The organism is Cysteiniphilum litorale, from assembly GCF_003428165.1.
In the GTDB taxonomy this organism is placed as follows: Bacteria; Pseudomonadota; Gammaproteobacteria; order Francisellales; family Francisellaceae; genus Caedibacter; species Caedibacter litoralis.
Map to the genome: position 1 here is coordinate 1 of NZ_QLIQ01000050.1, position 12,935 is coordinate 12,935.

The 12,935-nt window shown below is 39.3% G+C and carries 7 protein-coding genes; 3 read left to right on the forward strand and 4 right to left on the reverse strand.

What is annotated here, in order from left to right; all coding sequences use genetic code 11:
- Nucleotides 1-191: 191 nt before the first annotated feature.
- Nucleotides 192-2,408, forward strand: coding sequence for a DUF2339 domain-containing protein (locus tag DNJ75_RS13130; protein WP_267897273.1), 2,217 nt, complete (start codon nucleotides 192-194; stop codon nucleotides 2,406-2,408).
- A gap of 107 nt (nucleotides 2,409-2,515) precedes the next feature.
- Nucleotides 2,516-3,343, forward strand: coding sequence for a hypothetical protein (locus tag DNJ75_RS13135; RefSeq protein ID WP_150469096.1), 828 nt, complete (start codon nucleotides 2,516-2,518; stop codon nucleotides 3,341-3,343).
- A 10-nt stretch (nucleotides 3,344-3,353) separates the two neighbouring features.
- On the opposite strand, the gene DNJ75_RS13140 is transcribed toward DNJ75_RS13135, so the two are convergent.
- The 3 genes from DNJ75_RS13140 to DNJ75_RS13150 all read right to left on the reverse strand — a co-directional run bounded on the left by DNJ75_RS13140 (nucleotide 3,354) and on the right by DNJ75_RS13150 (nucleotide 7,613).
- On the reverse strand, nucleotides 3,354-4,835 hold the full coding sequence (locus DNJ75_RS13140; protein WP_157968342.1) for a carboxypeptidase M32: 1,482 nt from the start codon (nucleotides 4,833-4,835) through the stop codon (nucleotides 3,354-3,356).
- A gap of 4 nt (nucleotides 4,836-4,839) precedes the next feature.
- Nucleotides 4,840-6,573, reverse strand: coding sequence for a phospholipid carrier-dependent glycosyltransferase (locus tag DNJ75_RS13145; protein WP_117003914.1), 1,734 nt, complete (start codon nucleotides 6,571-6,573; stop codon nucleotides 4,840-4,842).
- 107 nt (nucleotides 6,574-6,680) lie between these two features.
- A complete protein-coding gene (locus DNJ75_RS13150) occupies nucleotides 6,681-7,613 on the reverse strand; it encodes a LysR family transcriptional regulator (RefSeq protein ID WP_170137237.1) in 933 nt (310 codons plus the stop codon).
- A gap of 226 nt (nucleotides 7,614-7,839) precedes the next feature.
- Here DNJ75_RS13150 and DNJ75_RS13155 point away from each other — a divergent pair, with 226 nt between their 5' ends.
- A complete protein-coding gene (locus DNJ75_RS13155; RefSeq protein WP_117003916.1) occupies nucleotides 7,840-12,213 on the forward strand; it encodes an RCC1 domain-containing protein in 4,374 nt (1,457 codons plus the stop codon).
- Here the strand turns inward: DNJ75_RS13155 and nusB are convergent, their stop codons facing one another.
- Entirely contained in the window at nucleotides 12,214-12,636 is a 423-nt protein-coding gene (gene nusB / locus DNJ75_RS13160) for a transcription antitermination factor NusB (RefSeq protein WP_117003917.1), read from the reverse strand.
- Nucleotides 12,637-12,935: the final 299 nt, after the last annotated feature.

Consider the following 12,935-nt stretch of genomic DNA (forward strand, 5'->3'; position numbering starts at 1 on the left):
TTGATTTTTATAATAACCGTAGATTTCATGAAAGTTTGGGATACAAAAAACCAATGAACGTGTACAAAGAAGGTGCTATTGACTTTAAAAGTCAGGCGCAAAAAACATTGCAGGTTGCATGACATGTGTAGGAATAAGAATTTTTAAAAAACTGTATTGACACTTTGGGGTAGAATAATATTCATTACAATATAGCCTACTTACCCCCGTTTACGCGCTTATCCCTTGCCTCTATTTTTGGCATTTCTGTATTATTCATCGCCAACTGGATACGATTGCGCCAGCCCAGCATGGCAAATGGTCAAAGAATTGCACAGGCGTTATCTGGAATTGGAATTGCCACTTTATACGGCAGCATTTATGTTGCTGTATCCATTTATCAACTCATGCCTCTTTTTGTTGCCGCCATTGCAGTAATTGCCATCACGGTTATTGCGCTGCTTAGCGCTTTACGATTTGGGCAACCCATTGCGATTATAGGCTTTATTGGTGCGATTATTATGCCAGTACTTGCTGCTGAAACAGGTATTTCATCTGTGCTTCTTTGCTTGTATTTATACCTTATACTGCTGAGCTTTATGTGTTTATGTCGCGCTCAAAACTGGTGGCGTGTAGCACTTGTCGTTACAGCACTCAATACGACGTGGTACTTTGCTTGGATTATCTTCTGGTTTGCCGAAGATCAAGCATTCTGGTTAAGCATCTTTGCTACACTCAACGCTATAACGATCTTTATTGCAAGCTATCCACAACTTAAACATGCACACGAAATCCTCAATGGCAAGCATAGCTTATATGCTTATAAGCGTCTCACAACAGCAAGTGCATTCGTCAATCATCTAGGGTTTGTCGCTAATACAATAATCATTATGCTGCTTTTATTGCTCATGCCAACTGAACTCATCATTTGGGTTACCTTTTTTGCAGTCTTTATCTATGCTTTTATCGCTTTTAGACTAAAAGAGCATTATTACTTCTATGCGCCGTTACTGCTAATTAGCATCTTTAGTTATATTGCCCTTTTGCATACCTATCAACTCTCACAGCATGGTATTTTATCAACCTGTCTTATAGCAATCACAATAATCAGTGCGGCATTTTATTTCTGGCTTTTTTATTATCTCAAAAATCGACATATAGTTAGTTTCTTAATGACGCTGTCACTTAGCGTACTTTTTCTTGTAGGTTACTTTACCTTGCCGGATTTCTCCGAGATTCCAATGTTAAATCAAGTCATATGGAGCTTGATTGCTGTGCTTTTTGCCGCTTATTATGCCACGATTATTTGGTGCATATTGCAATTGAGCCTTACTGAGAACCTCAGTCTTGCCTTTGTTATCTTAGGACTGACATTCTCAATTAGCATTGCAATAGCTATCCTATGCAATTACCATCACCTAGCGTTTATATTTGCGGCAGAAGCAGCTGTTATTTCGTGGATTTTCTATCATAGCAGATTACCCATTTTTAAATGGATTAGTCTTATTTTTGTTGCACTATATACCTTAAGCTTTATGCGCTATTTATTGATAAATCTTCACATCTTAAAAACACCATTACTGCATTCTCAACTCTTTTCATCATGGGCAATTTTAGAAGTAGCCGTACCCGCTTTATTGTTTGCCTTTGCCAGTATTTACCACTTTAAATCCAAGGCATTAGATCTTGTTAAAGTATTTTCACTCTATAGTTACTTGCTTGCTGCATTATTTTCGTATCTATTCATCCAAAAGTGCTTCAACTTCAACACACACATCTTGCCATTATTAAAGCACACATTAATCATCAACTTATTTTGGATGCTTGGCTATATTGTGCTATGGCTTGGTCAAAGATATCGTCTGGTCTTTGTGACTCAGGCAGCGCATACATTAAATCTCTTTAGTTTCTGCTATTTTATTGTCGTTATTGTCGTAATCAACAACCCATTATTTGGTACTTATGTTGATGGTGTAACCGTTTTTAACCTCCTGACTTTTGCCTATCTTAGCCCCGTACTATGGATATATATTCAAAGACGCTATTATCTATCGAGTAAATATATTTTTGTTTTAGATTATGCCGCAGCCATTATTGTTTTCATTTGGCTAAATCTAAATATTCGCTTCTTCTTTCACCCCAATAAGCTATTGCTTGGCGCAACTACTTATAGTGAAATCTACAGCTACTCAATTATCTGGCTATTGCTAGGTATTATATTATTAGCGCTTGCAATTAAATGGCAATGGAAAATATTGCGCTATATCTCCTTTGTTCTTGTCATGCTATCAACAGCTAAAATTTTTCTATATGACGCATCGGCGCTTGATGGACTTTATCGCGTTCTTTCGTTTTTATGTCTTGGCTTTATTCTCATTACCATTAGCTATTTATACGCACGTTTTATTTTTAAATCACCCTCTGACTAACAGAATCAAAGAGTAACCACCCTGCTGAAATATTCAACTAGTTTCTACGGCAGCTTTTGGTTATGATTGGCAAGATTTCATTTAGCAAAACCAAAGGATACGATACGATGCTTAAGAAAATTGGCGTGATATTCTCATTTATGCTGTTAGCGATGTCAGGCTTTCAGTTAGCTGAAGCTAAGCGTTTTGGCGGTGGCTCAAGCCATGGTTATAGTCGCTCAGCACCGACACAAACACACAATAGCACAGCTGGCAGCACTGCTCAGACAAAAGGTGGCATGGGCACCTTTGGCAAAATCTTAACCGCCCTTGGATTGGGTGCACTTTTTGCTTGGCTTTTTAGCGCGCACGGTATGACAGGACTACTTATCGTTATCGCATTGATTGCACTCTTTGTTTTCTTTATGCGTAGGAAAGCCATGCAGCAACAAATGCAAAATAGCAATGATAATGCTTCACCTAACCAAGCATCACCATTGCATACCGCTGCTAATGCCTTCACAGGCAATGCGCAAGAAAGTGCAACTGAACACAACCACTCAGCGCCAGTAAGTAATGGCATCGTTAATGGTCAATTAGCTGATGGCACACCTGAAACCGTCTTTAATCACCAAGCGTTAAACTTATTCAACCAATTACAAGCTTTAAACAATAAAGAAGGTCTTGAAAAGATCAGAAGCTACATTACTGAAGATCTCTATCACAGTGTCTTAAATGACATCGAGCACAATGATGAATTAGCACAATTTAAAGATTTAAGCTGCAAAGTCATGAGCTGTGATCGTCAAGCAAATCAATATATTGCGAGTGTCATGTTCGTTGGACAAGTCAAAGAAGATGCGCATAGTGACTGGCAAAACTTTGAAGAAATCTGGCATTTCACACGCAAAGATGGTGAGCATTTATGGCAAGTTGCCGGTGTTCAGCAATTCTAAAATTCAAAGGCTACATATAGCGCGCTTTAACATGCGCGATATAAGCACTCGCATCTAAACTCTTACCACTAGCCTTTGTGATCAACTCATCAAACGTATATAGCGAGCCATATTGGTGAATATTGTGATTAAGCCAGCTCATTAATGGCTTGAAATTGCCCTGCGCAATACTTGGCATGATTTCTGGATTGCTGTGCTTCGCTGCGGCAAATAATTGCGCTGCCAATAACGCTCCCAAGGCATAGGATGGGAAATAACCAAAATCACCAGATGACCAATGCACATCCTGCATGACACCATCTTTATAATTATTCGTCGTATCGACCCCAAGATAATCGCTCATCTTCTCTTGCCAAATAGCCGGCAAATCTGCCACAGTAATTTCATCAGCAAAAAGTGCTTTTTCAATCTCATAGCGCAAGATCACATGCAGTGGATAAGTGACTTCATCGGCATCAACACGGATAAAATCAGGTCTCACCTTTAATAAATGCTTCATCAAGTTACCTTTTGATAAGCTGTCATTTTGACCAAAGTGACGTTGTGCATATTGCGAGAGAATACCGATAAACTCAGGGCCACTACATGCTTGCATTTCAACAAGCAATGATTGGCTCTCATGCACTGCCATGCCCAATGCTTTGGCTACAGGTTGTGTAATATACTTTTGCGGCAAACCCATTTCATATAAGGCATGTCCTGTTTCATGACATACCGCTAAGGCGCTGGATAAAAAGTCATGTTCATTGTAGCGCGTGGTAATGCGTACATCTGAAGGCACCCCACCACAGAAAGGATGCTGTGAAGTATCAATGCGACCATGGTTAAAATCAAAGCCAATAACACGCATAAGATCTTGTGATAAGGCATATTGCTTATCGATGGCAAAGCTTTGATTAAATGGTAAACTCACCTTACTTCTTTGCTTATCAACAATCATTGGAATGGCTTGCGGCAAAAAGTGTTTAAGCTCATTAAATATCGGATCGATATATTGTCTATTGACACCTGGGGAGAACTCATCAAGCAATGCATCATAGGCATCAACACCATAATACTCTGCTTTGATCTTTGCTTTTTGTTTTACCAAGGCAACGGTTTTGCTCAAAAGCGGCATGAAGTCATGCCAATTGTTTTGACCACGCAGCGTGCGCCATGCTTGTGTCGACTCTTTGGTTGTCACTGCCAAGTCTGCCACTAAACGCTCAGGTAAAATCGTCGCATTAACAACAGCTTTACGCATATGCTTAATATTAGCCAACTGCCATTGATCTAAAGCACTTTCATCGATATCCTGCAAACAACTCGCCACTTCAGGTGAGTTTAACTGCTGATGAATGGTTGTTGTGAGACTGGCTAATGCGCTATTGCGTGCTTTGGCGCCTCCTGTCGGCATCATCACATCCTCATCCCAGCACAGCATCTCAAGTGCGTGATTAAGATCATTAATATACTTGAACTTATCGTGTAAATACTGATAGTTTTTATCCATTGCATTACTCTCCATGCATAAAAGCTGATTCTGCTAAGGGGTGGTTGGTTAACAAAAAGCGCTTTGGTGTTTCTGCTAACAAATACCCTTGATAAGGCTGCCCTGCCTTAAAGTAAGCGTTGTAATTATTCTCATCGGTAAAGACAAAAACACGGTGATCGCTTTGCCATACCGGCCAGAATTGATCTGCGGTTCTTAATGTCTTATCAGCACCTGAGTTTGGCATTTTGGCAGTATTGGCAAGCTCACCTTCATTAGCGACAATCCACGTCAACCGATCCAAATAGAACTGTGCATCATAATAATAACCGCCATAATTTGCGACAATGGCATGCGGGTAGGTTTTAAGCAAGGGTGCGACAATATTCGTCAATGGACGCACACTTTTTTGCGCAAAGTACTGCGAACCTGACCAACCTAAATTTAAAATAATCATCATCGCACAGACAAACCATAACATAATCGCTTTGAGGTTATTGCGCTTCAGATAAATAAACCCAGCAATGGCAGTGATAAGAGAGACAACAGCCGCAGGCCAATAGAAACCTGCAATTTCATTAAAGAACATCGCAAAGTTAGGAATAAATGGCAAGATCACAAAAGCAATTGCAATAATAACGAAAAACACCAAGGCAACAACAATGCTCGCCTTGGTTGACTTACGTAATATCGATTCGTTAAGTATCTTGTCAATGCGTCGCGCGATCAAGATTGCAAAGGGTGTCACCACCGGAATTAAATAGCCCATTAAAATCGATTTTGAAAACGCAAAAAATAGCAAAATTGCCATGCCCCAGACAAATAAAAACCATTCATTGTCATGTCTATTGCGCGTTTTAAGCTTGGTTAAAACTGATTTAAAGACTTGTGGTAAAAAGCCAAACCACGGGAAAAAACCAATAATGAAAATACCAAAATAGACAAATTTGCTCATTTGTCGCCCTTGTTCATCCGTTGCATAACGCAAGATTTGCTGAACAATCACATAGTAATGGAAAAATTCAGGGTGCTCGTTATTAACCGCAACAATCCATGGCACTGAAATGATTAAAACGACGATTAACCCAAGATATAAGCGGTAATCTAACAACAGTCGATACCTGCCAACGATAAGCGCCCATAAACCGATAATCATCATCGGAAACACAATGCCAATGAGCCCTTTGGTCATCACCGCAAGCCCTGAGAAAATAAAGGCATTTAATAGCCAGATATTTGCTTGCCAACTTGTCTGGCGATATTGTCTTGATGCCCAGAATGACAGCATGGTTATTGTTAAGAAAAAGGCAACACCGGCATCAAGGTTTAGATAGCGCCCGCCACCTAAATATAAGATCGATGTACCCGTGATTAATGCTGCCCACAGTGATACACGGCGCTTTTGATAGACAATACGACAAATGATATATACAAACCATACACCAATAATGGATAACACTGGATTAGGCAGACGTGCCGCCCAAATATTAAAGCCAAAAATCTTGAGTGATAAAGCTGTTAACCAATAAATCATTGGCGGCTTTTCAAAGTAAATCACGCCATCTAAGTGTGGCACGATATATTGGTGATTAACGACCATCTCACGCGCAATCTCAGCATAGCGCCCTTCATCAGGTGTAAACAGTACTGGCAGACCATAAAGACATAAGCCAATTGCCATAATGATTGTTATCAATAACAAATCACACCAAAATACGCGATCCATTTGCCAACGAAGGCGGCTTACCTTTTTTTCCATCGTGTCTATAACCTATATTTGAAGCATTTGAAGCTCAAAAGATTATATACATCTTGGGTAATATTTTACAGCGTCATATACCACTCATTGAGATATTCATTCATTAACTATTGCCAGAAATTAGATGTTTGTAAGAATGAGGAAATAACGTCAACAGCTTTTCTTATAATAGGGTTTTTATAGGACTCACTATTCACCAAAAAGTAACTACCGGAAGAACCACTAGAAAACTCCGGTAAAATATTAACTATTTGATCGCCATCTGCTTTTATTATTGACTCAGGCATCAAACTAATACCATAACCTGCCTTTGTTAACTTATGTTGCATAATGACCGAGTCACAACCAATGCTTTGTTCTATGTTCAAGGTATGCTCAGAATCAGCATCGCGTAATAGCCATGTCTTAGTTGGGAAGAGATTATTATAGATGCAGACATGTTGGCTTAAATCCTTGATACTATTGATTAATGAATGATCTTTTAAATATAATTGACTTGCATATAACTTATGAATAGTTTCTAGCTTTATTTTCATAATCCACTCTTGATCATTAATTAAGTGAATAAGTGACTCGTGAATAAATATAATATCAAACTGATCAAATAACGCCTTTGATATCAAACCAAAATTTAGCATCTGATAATAGCTATAACTCACCATTTCAATTGATAGCTTGCGATCGATGTTTAATAATGATTTAAGACATGATTCAAGAAAAAAATAATAAATACTAATGTTGTTAAAAAAGCGAATTTGTGTTGCATTAGCTTCTGACTTATTAATTAGCGCCGAATAACTCTGACTCACTTGATCAGTCATCGTGTTCAAATGTGGAATTAACCCAATACCATAAGCTGTGAGCTCTATTTTCCCGCCTCTATTATTGATAACGTTATTTTTAAGATGAAACTCCAAACGCTGTATTCTGCGTGAAATCGTTGTTCTATGTTCTCCTGTTGCTTCAGCCAAAGCATAAATAGATCCAGCTTTAACTAACTCTACCAATGTAGCCGCATCAATAAAAAAATCATTATACATACTGCATTCCTTAGCGTGCACATTCATCGATATGCATTGAATATAGTCAATTATCCGCAAAAAGCGAACTACACCAAATCTATTCACAATCGACCTCGGTGCACACTTGCACACCCCTGCGCATACTCTGACATATTATTCCAAAAACAGACTGACCATAATACAGCCAATCAAGGCTAGCCATATCTATTGCCTTGCTCTGTGCAACAACTCTGAGGAAAACATCATGAAAAAGATCGCTCAATTTAATAAACTTTACACACTATGCACACTGACACTCAGTGGCTTATCTTTAGCAGCCTGTGGAGGTGGCGGGACTTCAGAAGAAGCAACACCAACAGCACAAACAAAAATCAATGCTGCAGTAACAATGGATACTCCAGATAATGTTATCAATGGTGAGAAAGCACTATACAGTACACAGCTTAGCGCAGAAATCTCAACCTTTGGGATGAGCGCAGAACCTGCACAAATCACTGCCAAATACTTCTCACCACAATTAAGCGATGTGCAAGCTAATATACTTCAAAGCAATAGTGGCTGCTATGAAGGATTACAGCTAAAGGCTGGGGAACATTGTGAAGATCATTATGAAATCACATCAACAACTGACAATGCAAATTATCATGGTCAACTTGTCTATGAAACAACCACAGGTACCGTAACAACACCAATTGATATCGACTTCAAAGCTGAGAGTAACGATGTATTTAATCACTCAGATATTCAAGTCACAAGTGTCGGCGCATTCTCTCCAGGATTACAGACAGCCATTGGAATCGTTAACACATCGGCAAAAGTATTACAAAACCCACAAATCATTTTCCCTGAGTCCGTGCGCGGGTATATCCACGCTTTAAATAGTATTACAACATTAAAAAGCGGACAAGCTACAACGCTAAAATTTGAAACGGATAACTCGGCAGAGGCGCTTGCCGCATTAAAAACTTGGAAAGATCAACTAGATCAAGCCTCAATAAACAATTTCTTATACGTTAAAACCAATGAACAAAAAGGGCAAAAAGTCGATCTAACACCATCTTTTAGTCTGATGACTTTATCTGCTGACAATACCCAAAGCGAATATTACCTCAATGCAGACAATAATCTCGAGAAAATCATCACACTTAAAAACCTAACCAGTGATCCAATACATAACCTTGATGCACAATTCTCCCCACAAATAGATGGTGTCAGCGCTGATTTCTCTTTGTGCACTCTACCTCTTGCCGCTGGTGCAAGCTGTCAGGTAAAACTAATTGTCGGTCAACATGTTAGCAATACCGGTATTTCAAGTTTTGAGACTAATGTCACCTTCACCACCGACTCAAAATATCAGCTTGACGATATAACCACAACATTGGCAATGGATACAAATGTAAAGCTAAACGTAGACCCGTTAAGCGCATTGATTCACCAGCACGACAATATCATCAAGTTAATCAATAATAGCAATGTTAATTTCAAACCTTCAACGCTAATCGATGATTATAAAATCTACGATGCTGCAGGTGTAGACATTAGCAATCAAGTTAATATTTTAAGCACCTCTTCATGTCTCTTGGGCAAGGTTGTATCACCAGGCACAAGCTGCTCTCTCATTATAAATCCTGCCTTAGAAAGTGCACACTCTGAACCTTTAAAACTTGTAATAAGCAATAGCAATACTGTTGATGAAATCATGCTACCACAATATTCTAGCAATGGCATTTCTATCGATAATGAACACACGCCAAAAACCATCACAACGGGAAAAGATCTCTCGATTTATTTGCTCTTGAAACCTCTTGAAGCTAAGGTATTATATGGTTTTAAACTACCATTTGACATACCATACACTTTAGATACAAGCGTCAAATATAGTTGTCAAATTGGGAATAAAATCAATGTCCCTTGCACTGCCAAGCTTGATATTTCGAGCTCTGACCTTGGGTTATTGAGTGAAATTACTAGCGTAAAGGTTTTATGGGCTGACTCAACAACAGATGTGCTAACAGCTCAGATCAATATTGTTGATCTAAATGATCCAGATGCATCTCTTGAGGGGCTCGTGTATTTAAATCAGCTGTCACAAACACCTAGCAATGTGATCACGTTTGACACAGAAGGCTTGCATATCAATTTAACAAATAATACTAATAAGGTGCTGCAATATTTAGATGCCACCTCTCCCCAGTGGCTACAGGATATCGTTGATTTTCAAGCGCTTGATAACATGAAAATATTGACAGCGAATGAAACACAATCGGTGACATTACCGTTATTAGCAGGAAAAACAATTGCAGATTTACAGCAAGCACTTGTGGCACATCAAGCAGAAGTAACAAATAACAATAATCCTAATGCTTCATTAGAGAAGGTGTTTGGCTTTAGTTCAAATAACGCCATAGATACTTTTTATCCAGTCATTAACAATCTGCTGTACCCGACATTTGATGATGGGCTATTAACCCAAGAAGTTGTTTTTAGCCAAGCTGGTCTACGTTATATCCCCATAATTAATACCTCAAATGAAGCGCACACTATAACGTTTGATCACAATTTACCTACAGGAGTTACCTTGTCGCAACAAACTTCGTCTCCCGAGATGACATTGTGCGAAGATAGTATGACGTTGGCAGGTGGCGCAACCTGTTATGTTGCTTTTGATGTCACACCTGATGCCAATGAACAGTCAGGGAATTATTTTAATCTAACACTAACTCCTAATATTGAATCTGGACTACTAACAACGACCTTAGAGATGTCCTTCAAAACAAATTTTGTTAATGAATTAAGCTATGCTGCACCAGAGGCAGCTATTAATGTTCCACTAACAAGTACTAAACATTATGATTTAAAAATTATTAACAACGAACCTTATGTTGATTGGTTACCCTCAACAGATAATGCTAATTATCGACTTACAGGTGATGATCTAACTGGTTTACAATTAACTGACTCCAGTCTTAGTCCAAGCTGTTTAAGTGGTGCTGCCGTTGCCAGTGGTAATTATTGTTATATTGGTTTAGAAGTTTCTGCTAATAGCCTCCCTACAGACTATGGATTCGCCTTGGATATGGGAAATAACAGTAACTTGGCACAAAATGATTTTAATATCGGTACGGTAAGCATTATTGATCATGGCATTGCTTCAGCTGAGCTTGTTGCCAACGGTCAAAATGTCACCGCTGTTGTCGCTGGCGAGAGCTTTGATCTTTTGATTCATGCTCCTGAAAATTGGTTTACTGAAACAGCAATCGATCAAAGCTTTACCATTAGCTCAAGCTCACCAGATCTTCTAATCGATGACGCGGAGAGTGGCATCTGTACCCTATCGCAATCTGAACAAAGCCTAACCTGTCAAGTGCACGTTACCACCAGTGGATCATTAGCTGTTGGCAGTTATGCGCTTAATATTTACGCCAATAACGATATGGCAATCAGCAATTCTGTCGTTGAATTTAATATCCAAAGTTATGCATGGAAGACTCTATCTAGTAGCTACTCTTCCTTGGGCACTTGCGGTATTGGGCATGATAACAAAGCCTATTGCTGGGGAGCCTCGGATAACGGCAGATTAGGGAGCTCATTTTCAGGTTCTGCAACTAAACCAGTTGCGGTTTCACAAGGCGAGATTCCTGTTGGTGCGACGCTTCATAGCATTGAAACAGGTACTGATACTACCTGTGTACTTGATAGCAATGGTCAAGCTTACTGTTGGGGAAATAATCGTAATGGTCAATTAGGTATTAATGATAATATTTTGACTTCAACAACTAGTCCCAAAAAAGTGATACAAGATGGGCTGAACTACCAAGATATTGTAGTCAGTCACGATCATGTTTGCGCGACAACTGATCTCGGAAAGTTATATTGCTGGGGTGACAATAGCAATGGTGAGCTAGCTGGGGCAAGTACTCAAAACACTAAATTATATATCCCAACCGCAGTACCACAAGGTGCCATCCCATCAGGAGAGACTATCAAGCAAGTTAGTATTTCTGGTGACAATACTTGTGTGCTTGCAAGCAATAACTGGATCTATTGTAGCGGCAACGGTGATAACGGACGCTTGGGGAATAATAGCACTCAATCTAAAAATAGTTTTGTCGCGATTGCGCAGGGTAATCTCACTCAAGGTGCTTATTATACCAAAGTAATTACTGGAGGCGGTCACTCTTGTGCAATAGCTAATGATAACTACGTTTATTGTTGGGGAGAAAATAGTGATGGACAGCTTGGGGATAACAGTACAGTCTATAGCAGAATACCCGTTAGAGTTCATGCAGGCGCCATTCCAACATCGGCTGTTATGCAAGATGTTATGGTCAGAACCAAAGCAACGTGCATACAGGCTGACAATAAACTGTACTGCTTTGGCAAAGGTAGTGATGGTAATCTTGGCACAGGTAATACCTCAAGCAAAAGAACACCTGTTGCAGTTATTCAAGGTGAGGTTTCAGTTTCCGAAACCATTGAAAAGATTTATAGCGGCTACTGCTTTGTCAGTAACGACCAAAAAGCATATTGCTTTGGTAACAACAATGATGGGCAAGTAGGTAATAACAGCACCCAAGATGCATATTCTCCTAAACTTGTTAAGCCTTACAATAATTAATTACTGCTGTCTCATTTCTTTGGCAATTTTGTCCAAGAGCCCATTAACAAAACGATGTCCTTCTTCAGTGCCTAGCTCTTTTGCTTGATCAACATACTCATTTAAAACCACCTGATAAGGCACATCTAAGCAATCGATTAGCTCATAAGCTCCTAAGCGTAAAATCGCCAAATCAATCGGATTGATAGACGATAAATCATTAATCGCATAATGATTGATTTTCTGATCAATGGCTTCTTTATGCTTAGCAACACCATCGATTAAACGATAGAAAAAATCCCATTCAACGGGATGACGATCAACATTATCAGCATAAAACTGTAGTTTCAATTCGTTGACTTGTGTGTGCGCTAATGATTGCTGATATAAAGCCTGCACGGCATGAAAACGCGCGCGTCTGCGCTCTTTGACTTTTAGTAACATCGGCAAAACCTTAAAAAATGCTAGCTCAGTTAAAATACGATCGCAAATTATACCCAATCGCCAGATAATGTGATAGCTCTAATTATTTTTTTATTTTTGGACTATGACAATATGCCTGATCACTTTGATTGTGTAAGCGTTGGCTGAGCATAAGTCGAAGCCACTCTGAAGTGTGGTGCGACTGGCATGGTCAGTATCTAGCGGGTGGAATTCCCGTCACGACCTTGGGAATAGGAACGTGTAGACGAAGGCAAGGGTGTCGGAAGAAACTCTCTCTTGCTCCCTCAAAGAGGATAAAC